This is a genomic window from Staphylococcus caeli (assembly GCF_051413795.1).
In the GTDB taxonomy this organism is placed as follows: domain Bacteria; phylum Bacillota; class Bacilli; order Staphylococcales; family Staphylococcaceae; genus Staphylococcus; species Staphylococcus caeli_A.
This window is the reverse complement of sequence record NZ_JBOIRQ010000002.1, coordinates 1-18,453: the sequence shown is the minus strand read 5'-3', so window position 1 is coordinate 18,453 and position 18,453 is coordinate 1. Positions and strand designations below refer to the sequence as shown.

Annotated in this window: 19 protein-coding genes; 2 read left to right on the top strand and 17 right to left on the bottom strand. The window is 33.9% G+C overall.

Features of this window, described 5'->3' with window-relative positions; translation table 11 throughout:
- Positions 1 to 67 precede the first annotated feature (67 nt).
- Positions 68 to 724 (bottom strand): Bax inhibitor-1/YccA family protein, encoded by a 657-nt coding sequence (locus ACSULM_RS01660; RefSeq protein ID WP_436860029.1) that lies wholly within the window; start codon positions 722 to 724, stop codon positions 68 to 70.
- 571 nt (positions 725 to 1,295) lie between these two features.
- On the opposite strand from ACSULM_RS01660, the gene ACSULM_RS01655 reads away from it, so the two are divergent.
- Positions 1,296 to 2,105, top strand: coding sequence for a LysM peptidoglycan-binding domain-containing protein (locus ACSULM_RS01655; protein WP_436860028.1), 810 nt, complete (start codon positions 1,296 to 1,298; stop codon positions 2,103 to 2,105).
- Between the two features lie 90 nt (positions 2,106 to 2,195).
- Here ACSULM_RS01655 and ACSULM_RS01650 read toward each other — a convergent pair whose 3' ends face one another.
- From ACSULM_RS01650 to ACSULM_RS01625, 6 genes are all read right to left on the bottom strand, one after another.
- Positions 2,196 to 2,591: a type II toxin-antitoxin system HicB family antitoxin gene (locus tag ACSULM_RS01650; RefSeq protein WP_436860025.1), complete on the bottom strand. Its 396-nt coding sequence runs from the start codon at positions 2,589 to 2,591 to the stop codon at positions 2,196 to 2,198.
- A 244-nt stretch (positions 2,592 to 2,835) separates the two neighbouring features.
- Positions 2,836 to 3,843: an anion permease gene (locus tag ACSULM_RS01645; protein WP_436860023.1), complete on the bottom strand. Its 1,008-nt coding sequence runs from the start codon at positions 3,841 to 3,843 to the stop codon at positions 2,836 to 2,838.
- Positions 3,844 to 3,856: 13 nt separating this feature from the next.
- Positions 3,857 to 4,474, bottom strand: a complete 618-nt coding sequence (locus tag ACSULM_RS01640) for a DUF47 domain-containing protein (protein WP_436855005.1) — start codon at positions 4,472 to 4,474, stop codon at positions 3,857 to 3,859.
- A gap of 510 nt (positions 4,475 to 4,984) precedes the next feature.
- Positions 4,985 to 6,016 carry a sensor histidine kinase gene (locus ACSULM_RS01635; RefSeq protein ID WP_436860021.1) on the bottom strand — a complete coding sequence of 344 codons (1,032 nt, stop codon included), beginning with the start codon at positions 6,014 to 6,016 and terminating at the stop codon, positions 4,985 to 4,987.
- Positions 6,009 to 6,683 carry a response regulator transcription factor gene (locus ACSULM_RS01630; protein WP_436860018.1) on the bottom strand — a complete coding sequence of 225 codons (675 nt, stop codon included), beginning with the start codon at positions 6,681 to 6,683 and terminating at the stop codon, positions 6,009 to 6,011. The genes ACSULM_RS01635 and ACSULM_RS01630 overlap by 8 nt, the downstream gene beginning before the upstream one ends.
- A 15-nt stretch (positions 6,684 to 6,698) precedes the next feature.
- Positions 6,699 to 7,616, bottom strand: coding sequence for an NAD-dependent epimerase/dehydratase family protein (locus ACSULM_RS01625; RefSeq protein WP_436860016.1), 918 nt, complete (start codon positions 7,614 to 7,616; stop codon positions 6,699 to 6,701).
- Positions 7,617 to 7,735: 119 nt separating this feature from the next.
- On the opposite strand from ACSULM_RS01625, the gene ACSULM_RS01620 reads away from it, so the two are divergent.
- Complete coding sequence (locus tag ACSULM_RS01620; protein ID WP_436860013.1) at positions 7,736 to 8,242, top strand: N-acetyltransferase family protein; 507 nt, start codon at positions 7,736 to 7,738, stop codon at positions 8,240 to 8,242.
- Positions 8,243 to 8,350: 108 nt separating this feature from the next.
- Here the strand turns inward: ACSULM_RS01620 and ACSULM_RS01615 are convergent, their stop codons facing one another.
- The 10 genes from ACSULM_RS01615 to ACSULM_RS01570 form a co-directional block, all read right to left on the bottom strand.
- Complete coding sequence (locus ACSULM_RS01615) at positions 8,351 to 9,388, bottom strand: alpha/beta hydrolase (RefSeq protein ID WP_436860012.1); 1,038 nt, start codon at positions 9,386 to 9,388, stop codon at positions 8,351 to 8,353.
- 189 nt (positions 9,389 to 9,577) lie between these two features.
- Positions 9,578 to 10,645, bottom strand: coding sequence for a YkvI family membrane protein (locus tag ACSULM_RS01610; protein ID WP_436854997.1), 1,068 nt, complete (start codon positions 10,643 to 10,645; stop codon positions 9,578 to 9,580).
- Positions 10,646 to 11,080: 435 nt separating this feature from the next.
- Positions 11,081 to 11,581, bottom strand: a complete 501-nt coding sequence (locus tag ACSULM_RS01605; protein WP_436860011.1) for a hypothetical protein — start codon at positions 11,579 to 11,581, stop codon at positions 11,081 to 11,083.
- A 286-nt stretch (positions 11,582 to 11,867) separates the two neighbouring features.
- Positions 11,868 to 12,230, bottom strand: a complete 363-nt coding sequence (gene dhaM, locus ACSULM_RS01600) for a dihydroxyacetone kinase phosphoryl donor subunit DhaM (protein ID WP_436860010.1) — start codon at positions 12,228 to 12,230, stop codon at positions 11,868 to 11,870.
- Between the two features lie 2 nt (positions 12,231 to 12,232).
- A complete protein-coding gene (gene dhaL, locus ACSULM_RS01595) occupies positions 12,233 to 12,808 on the bottom strand; it encodes a dihydroxyacetone kinase subunit DhaL (protein ID WP_436860008.1) in 576 nt (191 codons plus the stop codon).
- Positions 12,809 to 12,844: 36 nt separating this feature from the next.
- Entirely contained in the window at positions 12,845 to 13,810 is a 966-nt protein-coding gene (gene dhaK, locus ACSULM_RS01590) for a dihydroxyacetone kinase subunit DhaK (RefSeq protein ID WP_436860007.1), read from the bottom strand.
- Positions 13,811 to 13,963: 153 nt separating this feature from the next.
- Positions 13,964 to 14,980, bottom strand: a complete 1,017-nt coding sequence (locus ACSULM_RS01585) for a FecCD family ABC transporter permease (protein ID WP_436860006.1) — start codon at positions 14,978 to 14,980, stop codon at positions 13,964 to 13,966.
- The gene (locus ACSULM_RS01580) at positions 14,977 to 15,978 is read right to left on the bottom strand and encodes a FecCD family ABC transporter permease (RefSeq protein ID WP_436860004.1); all 1,002 of its coding nucleotides are present in this window, start codon (positions 15,976 to 15,978) and stop codon (positions 14,977 to 14,979) included. Before ACSULM_RS01580 ends, ACSULM_RS01585 begins: the two co-directional genes overlap by 4 nt.
- 9 nt (positions 15,979 to 15,987) lie before the next feature.
- Complete coding sequence (locus tag ACSULM_RS01575; protein WP_436860003.1) at positions 15,988 to 16,791, bottom strand: ABC transporter ATP-binding protein; 804 nt, start codon at positions 16,789 to 16,791, stop codon at positions 15,988 to 15,990.
- A gap of 299 nt (positions 16,792 to 17,090) precedes the next feature.
- Positions 17,091 to 17,927: a YitT family protein gene (locus ACSULM_RS01570; protein WP_436860002.1), complete on the bottom strand. Its 837-nt coding sequence runs from the start codon at positions 17,925 to 17,927 to the stop codon at positions 17,091 to 17,093.
- Positions 17,928 to 18,453 lie beyond the last annotated feature (526 nt).

Below are 18,453 nucleotides of genomic sequence, written 5' to 3'. Positions count from 1 at the left end.
CTAAAATTACCATAATAAAAGTAACTTTTAGAGTGTATTAACACTTGTATAATTATTTAATAGTAAACTACCTTTTCACTTTATTTGCAAGTCTTAAGACATATTTTATGATATGCAGTAAATTAATAAACAAATTGAAACCCATTTCGCGTGGTGAAAATTGACCGCGCTTCATTCGGTTAAAATCATACAATGTATAAAGTAAGAATAGTAATAACCCCACTACTGTGATAATTGTATGAAATATTGGGTTGTGAATAAACATACCGACCAAACTTGCTACAATTAATGCGATTAGAGTTACAAATAAATATTTTCCCATACTAGCTGCATTACCGATTAGGAAAAATCCTATAATCCCAAATACGATAAATGCTGCAATTGCGAGGGCTATATTTTTATAAAATACCTCTGGTCCTAAATTCTGTAAATAAGCTGTGAATGTTGCATATGATAACAACCCTACAACAATAGTATAAATGTGTGAAATCACAATGCCATATCTACGCGCCCTATTAAAGAACACAGTGATCAAGACTAAACCGAGTAATACGAAAGAAAGTGGTTGTCTCCAAGACATCGGTAAAAATTGACCAAAGTAACAACCGATACCAAATATAATCCAATAATACATAAAAAAGAGCCAAACCTTACCATATGCACTTGATGACTTGGATTTTACTTGATGTTGTTGTCTGTTAGCTTGTTGTGCTGAATCAGCCATTATAAACACTCCTTAATTCTATAATTCATTTTATTACTATAAAGTCTTACTTGGGACATTGCTATATCCTCAAAATTTTAAATATTTTAATTGCGATAGTTACTAGATTTAAAATGAATGTATTTCAAAATTCTCTCAGTTTTCATTGCTTTTGACAAGAATACCGCCATTTCTATTTTTCATTGCATCAACTCTATTACCTATTTCTACTATTAATAGTTAGTCGCATACTTCAATGTTCACATTTCCCCTCTACATCAAACATGTACATTAAAATTATTTAGCAAAAATATTGTTCAGTAAGTTATTTTCAATAGAACTAATATTACATTTTAAAATATATTTGCGTAATTCCAAGCATAATCAATACTTACAAACTGCTTCATACAGGTATTCATTGGTGAAAAGTTATTTCCTTACGAAATGTTAATAATATTACAACTCTATAACAACGCACACAAAGCAAATATTTTTTGATAATATGGAACGTGAATTCGCAATCAAAAAAATTAACGAATATATTTAATACATAAATTGGTTAGATATATAGGATTTAAAGGAGGAGTTCTTTTTGAAAAAATTAGCATTTGCAGTTACAGCAGCTTCTGGAGCAGCAGCATTCATCGCGAATCACGAAGCCGATGCGTCAACGCAACACACAGTTAAATCTGGTGAGTCTTTATGGACAATCTCACAGCAATATGGTGTTTCAGTAGACGAAATCAAACAAAGCAATGATATCAATAACAATATGGTATTCCCGGGACAAGTTATTGAAATTGGTGGAAGCAATAGTTCACAAGGACAAAGTTCATCATCAAACAATGCTTCAGGCGGCTCTACACACACTGTTCAAGCAGGTGAATCTTTAAACATCATTGCAAATCAATATGGTGTTTCAGCAGAAGAAATCATGTCAGCTAATAATTTAAATGGATACTTAATCCACCCTAACCAAACATTAACAATCCCAGGTACAACTGGCACAGATGGTTCTGGTGGCACAGCTACAGAAACACCTCAAACAAATACAGGTAACTCATCAGCAAGTGATGCTAACCTATATGACTGGGGACAATGTACTTGGCACGTATTTAACCGTAGAGCAGAAACTGGTCAACCTATCAGTACTTACTGGTGGAATGCGGATCACTGGGCAAACAATGCTGCTTCAGATGGTTACACAGTAGACAACGCTCCAAAAGCTGGTTCTATCATGCAAAACTATGAAGGACCTGTTGGACATGTAGCTTACGTTGAAAGAGTTAATCCAGATGGTAGTATTCTAATTTCTGAAATGAACTATAATACACCACCAGGTACAGTAGATTACCGTACAATTCCAGCTTCACAAGCTTCAAGCTACAACTATATTCACTAATAAGTGATATTATATTAAAAACAGAGACATTCATTGTCTCTGTTTTTTTATTGTCATAATGTTGTTGCACGCTGTATTTTTTTAAGCTGTTTATAAATTCAGTTCTTCTTTTAAAGCACGTTGCAATGTTTGGCTAAAGTTTACCCCTTTGTATTTCCCAATTTCTACCATATATTTAGGTAATGTCACCATTTTATTAACCGTTTTATTCTCTTCTCTAGCCCGAATAATCTTAGTATCAACCATAATTAACTGTAATTGCTGTTTAACTTCCAAATGACTTACTAAATCATCGAAAGTTGATGGTTCTGGCAAGGTATCATTATCATTCTCACATACTAATAAATGACCTCCCAATGCATCACTAGCCATATCCAACGCTTCTTCAATGCCCTCTCCAAAAGTATTAACTCCTGGTAAATCTGGAAAAGTAACATTATAGTAGTGCTTCTCTGGTTCTAATATTGCGTAATAATAATATTTCATACTACTTGCTCCCCCCCATATTAATTCTCTTATAAAAATGTTTATCAAATGGAACTTTCATACACCTTAACATATGTAAAAATATATGTCATGCAATGTTGTTACTTAGTGGTCTTCAATACATTAAACTATCGTACTTTATTTAGTACAAAATAAAGAAGTGAGATGATGCCACCATAATTGGTTTCACCATCTCACTCTTCTATATATAACAATGTAATGCTCACAAGTATTTTCAAACGTATTATAAGAACACGTTAATGATGTAATAAATAATTGCAGCAACAACTGCTGAAATTGGTAGTGTTATTACCCATGTAATAATCATGCGTTGTGCTGTATTCCATTTAACACCTTTAATACGGTTAGCTGAACCTACACCTAATATAGATGAAGATACAACGTGTGTTGTTGATAATGGGAAATGTAATGACGATGCCACAAATATTGTTAAGGCAGATGATAAGTCTGCTGCTGCACCATTCGCTGGGCGAATTTTCATAATATTACCACCAACTGCTTTAATGATTTTCCAACCACCAACAGCTGTACCTAACCCCATTGCTGTAGCACATGCTACTTTAACCCACATTTGCGGCTCAACGCTTGTACCTGTTTGGATGTTAGCAACAATTAAAGCTAGTGTAATGATACCCATTGATTTTTGAGCGTCGTTTGTACCATGTGAAAATGATTGTAACGCTGCTGTGAAAATTTGAAAGAATCTGAAGTTACGATTAGATTTAGTCAGATTCGCATTTTTAAATAATACTTTAACGATTGAATACATTATAAAACCAACACAAAATGCAATCATAGGAGACACTAATAATACGATAATTATTTTTGTGAATCCCTCATAATGTAAAACTGCAAATGACCCTTGTGAAGCAATCGCTGCACCAGCGATGGAACCAATCAAGGCATGTGATGACGAACTTGGTATACCATAATACCATGTGATTAAATTCCATAAAATCGCAGCGATAATCGCTGCTAATACGACAACGAGTCCATTTTGTAATTTAAATGGGTCAACAATATCTTTCGTGATAGTACCTGCAACCCCTGTAAAAGTTAATGCTCCAATAAAGTTCATTACTGACGCTAATAGTATAGCAGTTCTAGGAGTTAAGGCACGAGTTGAAACAGCAGTAGCAACTGCATTGGCTGTATCATGGAATCCATTAATAAAGTCAAATACAAGTGAAAAAATAACGATAGCTACTGTGATGATCAAAATATATTCCATAAGTTAGGACTCCTTAGCTATTTTTCATGATTATAGTTTCAAAGTTATTCGCAACAGCTTGACATTTATCTGCAATTTCTTCCATGCTTTCGTAAATCTCTTTTATCTTAATTAATGTAATTGGATCTGTTTCACTATTAAAAATGTGTTTGATTGACTGTCGTAAAATACCATCACAATTTGTTTCAAATTCTTTAATATTAATAGAATGGATACGCATATGTGATAATTTTTTATCTACAAGTAAGCCAACAGCTAATTTCATTTCTGCAATAGCTTTTTGGATATTATCAGCAAATTCTGCCATGTATTCATCAGTATATTCAATAGAATACATTTCAAACATTGCTGCTGTTTCTTCAATTGCGTCTAACACATCATCAATTGCGTTACACAAAGAGAGGATATCCTCACGTTCAATTGGTGTAATAAAAGTTTGGTTTAAATCAGAAATAACTTGGTGCATTAATTCATCGCCGTGAGATTCGTAGGTCTTAATATTATCCGAATAGGCTTTAAGGTCTAAATGTGTGTTGAAATCCATTTTACCAAATTCAATGGCCGCTCTATCTAAGTTGAACACCATTTCTTCAAGTTTCACCATGAACTTATCTTTTTTCTTGTTAAACATCCAAAAAATCCTCCATTTACAGTGATTGTCATGAATCACTTTCAATAAATTTAAAAAAATTTTAAAATTTAAGACAAATTAAGATTGGCAAGATTTACAATAACTCACTGTTTCAAGGCCTAATTGTTAGCGATGATATGTATCGCAATGAGTATTTGCTAATATTGGTTTAAAAATCTTACAAATGTTGATTTATCCTTATTTGAAAATATCACAAAATTTACATTCTCACAATTAAATTTACAAATTCTTAACAATTCATTTCTTAATTTTATGTTAAAAACTCACTCTAATTATTTAAATTTAATCATTCATACCGCTACATTCACAAAATATAAAATTTAATGTTATTTCCAAATTAAATTTACATAAGATATGATTGCACATTTGTGACCGGTATTCAACTATTACTTGCTTAAACTGTAAAATTCCAACTTCTTCAACATAGTTTTTTTACAATACAAAAACTGCCGACAAATAAATGTCGACAGTCCTTAATCATAAGACAATTTATGAAATATTTTCAGAAAGTTTTGAAACGATATCATTTTGATTAGGAAATGTAAATTTAAAAGTTGTTCCAATACCAACCTCTGAAGTAACGTTTACAGCAATACCAAGTTTATCTTTAACGTGATTAACCAAATACAAGCCAATGCCTGATGAAGCTGTACTGTGACGATAAATCGTCGAAGTAAACCCTTTTTCAAAGATTCTCGGTAAATCTTTTTTACTAATACCTCTGCCCTCATCCTTCATTTCTAGTACGACGTGACCTTGTGCTACATAAGCATGAATATGAATAGTGCTATCTTCACTATATTTCACAGAATTGGACAATATTTGCCTAATCATCATACGGCACCATTTCGTATCTGTATATATCATGAAATCATCTTCAAAATCCAAATCATACCCTATACCTTTAGATTGACTGATATATCTTGTGATTTGAATTTCTTCTATAACTAAGCGTTTCAAAGCAACTTTCTCAAAATACATGTCTTTATTTTGCGAAGTTAAACGCGTCAAGAACAACTGTCGATCTAACATATCATTAATACGTGACCACTCGTACAATAATGCGTTTTTTCGTTCTGGGTCTTGTTCTTTTTCAATCAATAATTTCATTGCTGTCACTGGTGTTTTGATATCATGTACAAAATCAGTTAGCGATGCTTCTGTAGATTGAATTTGTTGTTTTTGTTGCGTCACTAATGACTTTTGATTTGTAATTTGACTATATAAATAATCAACCATTTCCTGTTGTAACGGCGTATCTGCAAGTGATTTATGCTTCAAGGCTTCAGGTTCGACATTTTCATCAAGGTGCTTAAAGAACTTAATCTCCTTGATATATGTAAATAGTAAAAATAGTACAGAAATGCCTAAATTCAATACTATAATATAAAAAATACTATATACACTTATATCGTAATCCAAATATGCCACACCTAAAAATACACCATGCAAGAATACTAACCATAAAATCCAATAGATACGTGACCTTAAAAAGATAAGTAGCCATTTTAAATTAGCCATGCGCCATATAACCTTTACCAATCTTCGTTTCTATTGCATCATTCATATCAATATCCGCCAATTTTTTTCGCAAACGATTGACATTAACCGTAAGCGTATTGTCACTTACAAAAGCTTCATCATCCCATAATGCTGTAATTAAGGTATCACGCGTCACAATTTGTCCTTGCTTTTTCACTAACATTTCTAAAATAATCATTTCCGTCTTCGATAAAAAGATTTGGTGGTCATCTTTACTTATACTATCTTTAGTCAAATCTAGAACAGCATCTTGCCATGACAACACACGTTTTTCATCTAAACTAAACTGATACACACGTCTATAAATTGCTTGCAATTTCGCAATTAACACGCTCGTGTTAAATGGTTTTTGAACATAGTCATCTGCTCCTAATTCCATACTCATGACTTGATCCATTGGATTATCCCTTGATGATAAGAACAGGATTGGGGTATTTGATACTTCTCTTATTTTCCGTGTCCAATAAAAGCCATCATACTTGGGTAATTTAACATCCATAATAACAATAGCAGGCTTTACCGTCTCAAATTTCGCCATAATATCGCTAAAATCATCAATACCATTGACATTAAAATCCCAAAGCTCTAATTCTTCACTCAATTCTTTAAATAATGTCATATCATCTTCTACTAATAAAATGTCCATATAATCACCTTTTATCTATTTAGTATATTTTATATCTTCACCAGACTGTATGCGACCATTGAAATGTTTAATGCGACAATCAATTTCAAAGCCACGCAACATCAAACCTTGAAATGGTGATTGAACTAAATAATACACTGGCCAAACTAATTTAGGAATATAATCATACAGATGAACTAGTACTTTCTGGGAATCCTTAAGCATTCGAAACTCTAGCTTCCCTTGCTTCTGCAAATTGGGTTTTACCACTGTCCCTCCAACTAAATGCAATACAATCATATCTTGATCGATATAATCTTTGTGTAATACTAATAATGGATTATGTATATCTTTAATATATATCACATAATTATCTTCATCTTTATATGTACGCAACATCGTCCCTTTAGTTTCATCCAACCATTGAAAATAATACTCAACCATTTGTTCTAAGGTCCAATTCATTGGTAACTGAATACTTAAAGCACTTCGCACATCATCATATTTCGACACTTGAAGTTCAACCGCAACGTGTGGTCTTGTTACGATTTCTTTTGTTTTTTCAACAGGAACACCGTATGCTTCTAATCGTTGAATCGTTTCAAAGTCAAAACGGCTTCCACTAATATATATGATTTTCCCAATACGATGCGCTGCAGCTGCTCTACCAAAATTATCCGCAGCAATCAGGTTTAAATCACGTGCTGTTGCTTGTGTAAGCTTCGCTGAATGTTTTGTAGGATCTAAATAATAAATTGCAATGTCCATACCTTCCATGGCATCTAATACATCTGTGTAATTATAAATATCCTTTTTCAACCATGTCACTTCTTGAAAATCCTTTTCCTTTGGATACTTAGACAAAGTATATAACTGACCTTCATCTTTGATAGAGTGTATCAGGTTCTTTCCTATATACCCTGTGACGCCAGCAAGTAAAATATTAGGCTTCATAAGTATGCTCCTTTACATTTATTTAGATTGAATTATATATTCCTAGTATTATGGTAATATTGATGTTAAGTTATACTATAACTGAGTGTTAGCAAAATAGATATAAGGAGTGGACACATATGGTTCATCAAATACGTGAAATTGGCATCAACGATATAGATCCATTTGTTAAATTATTAACAACAATTTATGATGAATCTGATTATTTAATCTACAATCCAGGTGAGTATGCACCCTCTAATAACGACGCAATTGCAAATTTGGAGCATTACATCACTTCGCCTTCCAACGCCATATACATTGCTGAAAATAACGGTGAACTTGTTGGTTTCGCTATTGTTACAACTGAAAATTTCGAACGTACGCGCCATGAAGCTTCCTTTTCAATGGGTGTCATTCGACATTATCGAGAAAAGGGATTAGGTCAATCCCTAATCAACTCAATTGAAGCATGGTGCTTAAATCATCATATCCGACGTATTGAAGCATTGATTGTTCCTGAAAATGAGACCGCAGTCGATTTATTTAAAACTGCCGGGTACCAAGTTGAAGGTGAGCTTCGCGATAAATTATTTATTGAAGGTAAATATTACAACCAATATATAATGGCAAAGTTATTAATATAATTCACCGTTTTCTGTGTGTGTTATTCATTGATGTTTGTTATCTTCATTGTATATGAACAAAGCGCCAAATGACAATCATGTCATTTGGCGCTTTCATTTTTTTATACGTTAATATGGGTTTAATTCCACACCATTTGGATTTGAAGTTGATGTTTCTTCATTCAACTCAGCTTCAACACCTGATGAACTCGTATTTCTACTTAGAAAACGCAATACGTCTTTCATGTTTTGTCGTGATTCTGGTAAATTGAGATGGAACTGATATTGATGTCTCAAATTATGCGTACCGTCATAAAATAACTTATCTACTGGAACATCCTTTGATTTCAGTTTTTTATAAAATTCGATATTTTGACTATAGAATGGATCCGCATCTCCTACAGATAAAAATGTTGGTGGATAGTCTTTAGTGATTTGGTTAATTGTCGACATTTCACTAATATATTTAAACTGTTGTTCCCAATCTCGCTTACCAGTATAGCTTTCCATAAATAATTGAATTCTTGGAAATTCTGTTGCCTTCACCGTTTTCATATCATAAAAGCCACCAAAAAAGATTGCCGCCTTTATTTGATCGGAGTCAAATCGTTGTTCAAATTTCATATCATCTCTTAATGTTTGATTCGTTTGAATAGCCGTATATTGGCTAGATAACTGAGCACCTGCAGAATCTCCGCCAAAGATAACTTGATCAAAGTCTATAGGCAGTTCATGCTTGTTTCTTTTTATAAACTTTACCGCCTGATCGATTTGTTGTAATTGCGATGGATATTTATAATCTGGTGCTAAGGCATAGTTTATATTTACTACGATATATCCTTGTTCTGCAATTTTAGCAAGCAATGGATTTTTATATTGCTTATCACCAGCGATAAATCCACCGCCATGCATCCAAAATATTACAGGTAGTTTGTTGTCTTTTTCTAGTTCTGTTGGTGTTAATATATCTAATCTACTATTAGGATAACCTTTACCATATGTTATATTTGTAAATGCATTCACATTTTTATTATTAATTTGTACTTTTTCTTTAATTTCTTGTGAGTGTTGACGATCATACTGCAGTTTTAACAACAAAGCTGTTACTAAAGCTACGATAATAAATACAATCACTGTAATCATCGTCCATTTATATTTTTTCTTCATGCACTACCTTCCCTTTCGGAAGCATTGTACCATATTTAATTATGTCGCTGTAGTCTAATTCCATTTTCTTTAAATTTGAAAAATTTATAACAAAAAGGCTAACCCATTCAATATGGATTAGCCCTTTTACTTATACAGTGCAACAATGTATCTTTGTATCGTGTCGCACTATGCTCATTCTAATTTTACTTACGCAATAAATTTCTTGTTTTGACGTTTTCTGCTGTAGTATTTCACAAGTACGCCGATTACAACTACTAAACCTACAACACCCATAATTGGATATAAGAAGTTGATAAGTCCAGCGAAACCTACAAAACTTAATGCGAATGCAACAATGACCATAACAACGATAAAAATGTGATATTTTTTGCTATATGGTTCTGTAAATCTTGCTGCAAATGAATACATAAGTCCAAGAATTGTATTATACATTACCGCTAACATAATAATTGATAATACCAAGCCAATCCATGGATGGATATCATTAGCTAACGTTAACATCGGAATTGATGCATCTTGGATTTTTGTGAATTCTGATTGTAATGCAAAGTTGATAAGTGCTAATAAGATTGTATAAACAATACCACCAAATAATGCACCTGCGCCTGAAACTCTACGTCTCGAAGCGTCTCCACCAATTGCAACAATCGTACTAAATCCAACAGCAAATGCGAGACCACCGTAATTGATACCATATAAGATACCTTTCACGATACTTGCATCTGGTACTTTTTCATTTACTTGGCCAATAGAAATGCTTCCATTGAATAAGTAATAAATTGCAATAATAACTACCAAAACAATCAAGAACGGTGTAACTACACCTAATGCACGTACAATTTTATTGAAATCCATCAATAATGTGATATAGATTGCAATAACCATAATTAGTGCACCTAACCAAGTTGGTACGCCAAAACTTTCTTGGAACGTTGACCCAGCACCTGCGATCATTGTGACCGAGATACCAAATAAGAAAAATATTAATAAATAGTCTACAAATTTACTAAACTTATCTCCGAATAAATAGTCTAAAGTAGATTCATGGTTTTGTGCATCAAATGCAGTACCAATTTTTGCTACTTGTCTACCTATAAAACCTAAAATCAGACCTGAAAGTATCACACCAATATATGACCAAAGGCCAAATGGTGAGAAGAATTGCATAACTTCCTGTCCTGTTGAAAAGCCGGCACCTACTACGATACCAACATAAGCGAAACCAATTTTTACAGCTTCTTTATTCAACCCCATGTGATTTTAACCTCCTCATAGTTAACACATTGAGTTATTATAACTTACTGAATATATTTTGCAACTGCACAATATAAAATTTTACACTATAGATTATAATTAACACAATCTTGTAATTACTTTAATATTATTAAAAATACATTTAGTGTTTTAAATATAATCAAGTTAGTTATCAAACTCTTATTTTAAAACTAAATTTTAATGGATTTTTGTAAATTTATACAATTATACAAAGTTTTAATAAAGTTTTAAATTTCATCCATTTTTTTATTTAATTCTTAGATTATTTACCCTTCTGGTCGTTTGTGAAACAAAAAAGAACTAAAGCAGCCACATACATGATGTGTCTAATTTAGTTCTTAATTTTATCGTTCACGTTATTAAATACGTCAAAATCTAATATTCATATTTCAGTACTAAAATTATTGCATATTTTTAATGTGCATTTTTAAAACGATTCAATTCGTTGAAATCGACTACAACATTATCCATACGTTTAGCAGTTTCTTTAAGTACATTACGCGCAACACTATTAGAAGGATCTAATTTAAGTATTTGACGAGAAACATCTAAAGCTTTTTTATCAGAAATGACTGGTTCGGGAACCGCATGTAGTAACAACATTTGTAATAAGCTTTTTACTTCTTTGCCCTCAGTAAGTTTTATGGATGAATCTGCATGATAATATGCAGAATCTAAAGCGCCCTTCAGTTCACTAAGTGGATAAACTAATAATAGGAAAGCTAAATCATGCATTTCTGCCGTTTCTTCTACTTTCATCATATCTAATATACATGTGTAAAACATGATACTTTCCACTTCATGTGCACTTGAAATATATGCCTCTTCAAATTCCATAAAATCCGATTGGGACATTAGTCGTTTGACTGAGTCGAATTCGCCGTTTAAGACATGCTTTTGTATCAAATCTTTCATGGCAATGTCCTCCTAAATATCCAGATTTCTATTACAGTTAGCTTTTATTCTACCATAATTTACCGATATATTCATTTAAAAAAGTATTTTTTTGTCAATTTAATGATGTATCATACCTAAATTGAATTAACATTGTATCAGGTAAGCGCATTTTAATTAGAGAGAATGCTATAGCTGATTTAAAACACAGGCATAATTCTTTCCTTCATCTATATAATCCTATTTATTTTTCTTAAAGCGTTTCATTGCCCCACAAATTTTTCGACCGCGCATATAGAGGAACCTTTTAGCCAAAATTCTGTGTGAGTTCATCAAGCGTATCATCGATAGAAGCACCTACAGATAACTTCACTGCCGCGGTGAAGCTACCTTCCACAATAGGTGCATCCACTTTTACTACACGTTGTGTACCTTCATACATTTCAATTGCTAAATCTAAATTCATTTCCGCTGAACCAATGTCATAAAAGCATAACGCGTCGTCATCTAATTCATTAATCAACGTTTGTATGTGATCATAAGATGTGCCTATCGCACCGTCAACGCCACCTTGTGCCACAATTGTCACACCATTTGCCATTTGTTCTAATAATTCCTTTGTACCTTCGGCAATTGCTTTACTATGACTGACTAATACTATCTGTGTCATATCTATTCATCTCCAATCAAAGCATTTAAAATATACACACTACTTTGTGCGCCTGGATCAATATGTCCTTTGGAATCCGCTTTAAAATAAGATGCTCTGCCTTTAGTTGCCTCAATATCTTTTGTTAAATCAGCGTAAGACTGTAACACATCATAAGTTAGCGTTTCACCTTGCTTAGCCGCTTCGCTCGCACGCGCTACTACGTCATACATTGTTTTTTCGTTCAATGCTACTTTTCCTCTTTGTGCAATAGCTTCGGCAAACGTATTTAATAACACTTTCAAGTTATCTTGATCAATCTCATCTTCAGCTACCTGAGCCATTTTCACAAAACTGAATCCATATAATGGTCCAGATGCGCCACCAATATTAGACATCAACGTCATGCCTGTAGATTTTAGTAAACTTTGCATTGAGCTGTCATCGATATTATCAGGTAGTGCTTTAAAACCTCTAACCATATTGACACCATGGTCGCCATCACCAATTGCTCTATCTAATTCAGTTAATAAACTTTCTTTTTCTTCGAATACATCTACTAAATTTAATAAGCGTTGTTTAAGTTCAGTTACATTCATTTTATTATTGCTCCTTTATATATTAATCACTTCATTTTAATTAAAATATGGACTTGCTGTGGAAGCTGTTAACGCTTTTAATAACGCTTCAGATTCTGGAACAAGCGTTAGTGAAAAACCTTGCATATCTAATGCAGTCATATAATCACCGACAAACCATTTTGCAACCGTTTTATTTTGAGATTCTAATGCTTCAGCAACATATTTTGCAACTATATTTAGTTCGGACAACGGTGTCGCGCCCATACCATTGACCATTACGATAAGACGCTCATCAGTTACCTCATTGAGTAATTCATTTAGTAAGCGCTCAACTATGTGATCTACAGTTTCAACTTTTTCTCGAGCTAAACCTTTTTCACCATGAATACCTACACCAATTTCCATTTCATCTGCATCAATATCAAATCCATATTGTCCCGTAGTTGGTACCATTGGCGCGGTCATAGCCATACCAATCGTTTTAATGTTTGGTAATATAGCCTCAACTTGTGATTTTATATCTTGTAATGATGTACCTTGATCGGCTAAATAACCAGCATACTTATGGACAAGTACTGTTCCTGCAACACCTCTGCGCTTATCCACATCACTAACAGCAATGTCATCTTTTACTATAACTGTTTTAACTTGAATGTCTTCCATTTCAGCCATTTCCTGAGCCATTTCAAAATTCATCACATCACCAGCATAGTTTTTAACTACTAATAGTACACCATCACCATTATCAACGGCTTTAATTGCATTCAGTATTTTATCAGGCGTAGGTGAAGTAAATACTTCTCCACAGACAGCAGCATCTAACATGCCTTGTGCTACATATCCAGCGTGTGCCGGTTCATGACCACTACCACCACCTGAAACAATCGCAACACCCTGTTGTTTTTTATCTGCTCTTACAACGACTGTATCCGAAATAATTTTAATTTGTTCATTTGTTTTTGATAATCCATCTAACATATCTTTTAGAAAATGTGTATTGTCTTTAATTAATTTCTTCATCACGATGGCCTCCTCAATTTTCCATTTCATGTATAGTATACCCCACACACAAATGTAAACGCTAACATATTAAATTGGATTTTTATTTTTTTGAAATTAAAAAACGAATACCTGCCAGTATGCTGACAAATACTCGTTTTCAATTAAATGCTATTAGACTGATTTCGTTTTATACATTAAATATAAGAAGTATGGTGCACCAATTATTGCTACGACAATACCTGCTGGAATACCCGAAGGCTGTAATATTACTTGGCCAACTGTATCTGCCAGTACAAGTAAAAATGCACCAATCAACACTGCAATTGGTAAAAATAATTGGTGTCTTGGTCCAACAATTGACTTAGCAATATGCGGCCCCAATAAACCAATAAAGCCAATGGCACCGGCTACAGAAACTGCAGCTGATGATAACAATACTGCAACCAATAACAACACAATGCGCTCTCGGCCTATTTTGACGCCGACCCCTTGTGCAATGTGTTGATGCGTATTTAATAAATTTAAGACATTGGCTTTTAATAACAGATATGGAATGAGGATAATCACCCATGGTAGGAACGCAATCACAAATGCCCACTCGTCTCCCCATATATTACCGGCAAGCCACGAAGCAATAAATTCCGATTGATCTTCGTTAAATGTCGACATTAACGTGAGAGAGCCACCACTAAGTGCCGAAGCCATACCTACACCTACAAGCACCATACTTGCAGGTGTGATGCCTTCACCTTTGTTATAACTAAAGGAGAAAATAATCAGTGCTGTTAACACACCACCTATCATGCTAATAATAGGCAATACATAGATAAAGTTGTCTGCATCGACTTGACCTACAACAATAAAAAGTGAAATGACAAAGCCACTACCTGCATTGATACCAAGTATACCTGGTTCTGCTAACGGGTTTCTTGTAACACTTTGAATAATCGCACCACTCATAGCTAAAGCAGCACCTGCTAATATGGTAATCACCATACGTGGTAATCTAAACTCCATTAATATCAAAGTATCCGTATACTCACCTTGACCAATTAATGTTTTAAAGAAAGCCCCCATTGTCATCTTGTATTCACCAGAAGTCATACTCCATGCACACGCGAGTAACACACAAATAGTTAGAATTATCATTGCGTACCTTTGTTTACGTTTTAATCTTGGATCAATCATGAGAAGCGTCCTCCTCTTTTAACTAAGTATAAGAAGTAAGGTACACCAATAAAAGAGATAATTGCGCCAACCGGAGCCTCTCCAAGCATTCGTGCAACTGTATCTGCAACAAGTAATAGCAGGCCACCAACAACAGCTGTTAATGGAATGACACGTGCATAGTCAGTACCTACTAAGTACCTCACAATATGCGGTACCATAAGTCCTACAAACGCAATTTGGCCTACCATGGCAACGGCAATACCTGCGAGTATCATAGATAATATTAATGTAATGGCTCTTGTAAATGCCACATTCTGGCCTAACCCTTTGGCCAAAGTTTCGCCTAAATTTAATATTGTTAATTGCTTGCTCATCGACACGATAATTACCAGTGATACTAAAATAAACGGTGCCGCCCACATCAATTGATTCCAAGTAGTTCCTGAAACGCCGCCAGCACTCCAAAATGTTAAATTTTGATTTAATCTAAAGAGTAACGCAACGCCTTGACTCAGTGCAGTTAATAAGGCACTAACAGCAGCACCTGCGAGTATGATGCGCATAGGATTAAATCCATCACTTCTTGAACGGCCAATCATGAGTACAATAAAACCACCCATTAAAGCCCCTATGAAGCCTGCAAACATCATTATTAAAAACGGTGCCGTTGGATAAAATGCAAAGGTAAGTGCCAACATAAAGGCAGCACCTGAATTTAAACCAATAAGACTTGGGTCGGCAAGCCCATTCTTTGTTACACCTTGAATAACTGCACCTGAAGTGCCAAGTGCAACCCCAACCAATATCGCGCCAATATCTCTTGGAATACGTATTTCACTGATGATATTATGTTGCTGATTTTTAGGATTATAATTGAATATCGCTTCAAAAATCGTTGTCAAATGGATTTTTGCATCACCATACAGTATCGACACCATAAGTGCTATGATTAATAACACGCACGCAATACTAAAGGTTACGGTAAAATTTAACTTCCCTTTTCTCTTTGTCGTCATAATTTACCCCTAAACTTCTGAATAACTTTTTTTGCATAAATCGTATGTCACTAGCATTGGTTTTCCAGTTCTTGGGTCAGTACTAATTTCAACATCTATGTTAAATACTTTTTCTAGTATATCTTTCGTTAATACGTCTTCTGTGTCTCCATCTGCGACAATACTGCCATTTTTCATTGTTATTAAATGATCAGAAAAACGTACAGCCTGATTAATGTCATGCAATACCATGATGATGGTACAACCCTGTTCTTTGTTCAATTGCGTAATCAATTCTAAGATTTCTAATTGGTGCGAGATGTCCAAATATGTCGTTGGCTCATCTAAGAAAATAATATCAGTACGTTGTGCAAGTGCCATAGCAATCCATACGCGTTGGCGCTGTCCACCACTTAAATCATTGATTGATCTCAAACGGAAATCGTACGTACCTGTCACACGCATTGCCCAATCGATTTCTTTCTTATCTTCAGCAGAAAGTCGTCCAAATCCTTTTTGATGTGGAAAACGACCATATGACACTAATTCTCCAACCGTCAGACCATCTGCCACTTCTGGAGATTGTGGCAAAATCGCAATTTTCTTGGCAATTTCTTTTGTAGATTGCGCATGTATATCTGCATTATCTAACTTAATTTCTCCGCTTTTGATTGGCAATAAACGAGATAACGCTTTCAGCAATGTTGATTTCCCACAACCATTTGGTCCTATAATTGAAGTGATCTTCCCATCAGGTATATGGACATCTAAATTATCAACAATTACATGATCTCCATATCCAATAGTGACTTGTTCACCTTTTAAGCGCGTCATAATTTCCCTTCTTCCTAATATTTATAAGCTTATCATTCTAAATATTCCCATAATATTTATGTCAATTTACTAAGATTTTCAATTAACCTCCAGTAAATGATAATCATTATCACAGGGGATATTATATCATTTTTTATATCTATTGACTATTAAATATTTTCTAGTATTACTTCCCGAAAATTCCTGCGCTTTAAATGATGTAACTGCCATTCCTATATATTTAAGTAAATTAAAAAAGCTTCGGTTCTAGGTTTTTGCCCTAGCGCCGAAGCTGTAATCATTCATTATTTTTCAATATTTTAGTGTTCATCAATTAAGAAACCATTACCATAAACATCACGCACATCATGAATTACGAGAAACGCATCTTCATCGATTTTCTTAATGAGACGTTTTGCTCTAGTAACTTGTGTCTTCGTTATGACGACATATAAAATATCCTTTTCTTCTTTTGAAAAGTAACCACGTCCATTTAAAATGGTAAGTCCTCTTCCGACTTGTTCGTCAATAACTTTAGCAATTTCATCAGGCTTACTAGAAATGATAGTCATTGCTTTCTTCGTGTTCAATCCCTCAATAACGTAATCCATTACTTTTGTACCAATGTATAGAGAGATTACTGTTACTAACGCACTAGGTACTGGTATAACAGTCAGTGATATTGCAACTACAATCAGATCAAAGAATAATAACGCATACGGTGTACTTACATCTAAATATTTATTTGCAATGCGTGCCAGAATTGTCGTACCTGCAGTTGTCCCGCCTGCCAATACAATTACACCGATACCGAGTCCTACACAGGCACCACCAAACACAGCATTGACCAGAATGTTGCCTGTTTCAATCTTCCAACTAACGGTTAATTCTAAGAATATCGAAATAAGTACTGTTGCCACAATGGTTAAGTACATACTTCTTTTACTTAAGAATTTATAACCGATTGCGATAAGCACAGCATTAAAAACAAAGTTAGTAATACCGGGAGAAATATGAAAGGCATAGTATAGTACGATGGCTATACCAGTCACTCCTCCTTCACCTAAATCAGCAGATATAATAAATGTATTAACGCCCGCTGAAAATATGAATGACCCGAAAACGACTAATATTAAATCACGTACTGTTTTATTCACCCACACGACCCCCTTGAATTTGATTCAATCAATTGAATAGTAGCAAATAATTACATATACCACAACATCTATAACCCTTAAATACACTAAAAATCGCCTTTTATCCTTGCTAATTTCAATTGTTAATCTCCTGTTTTTTTAATTTTTAAAAATTCTGAAATTTCTGTTTACTTATAAATTATCCTTTGTTATAATGATTCCTAACTTCTTAATTATTGAATTATTAAGAAGCGATCTCCTTTGTGTTGTTTATAATAACAAACAAAACAATTTTTGTTCGAGTATATAATTAGTTCCTAGTCCTTACTATTTATATACAATTAATTCATTTCCCGTAAAAGCCAAATCATATACTAAGTGTCTCCTCACTTTTATGATTTGGTTTTTTTATATGACGGATTGTAATATTAAGTGCAACACTCTTAAAATTTCATAAAAAAAATGCCCATAAACGGCACTCTATTGTAAGATGTTAATAACCACAAAAACACATACAAGGGGTGCCGATATGAGCTATATACATCTT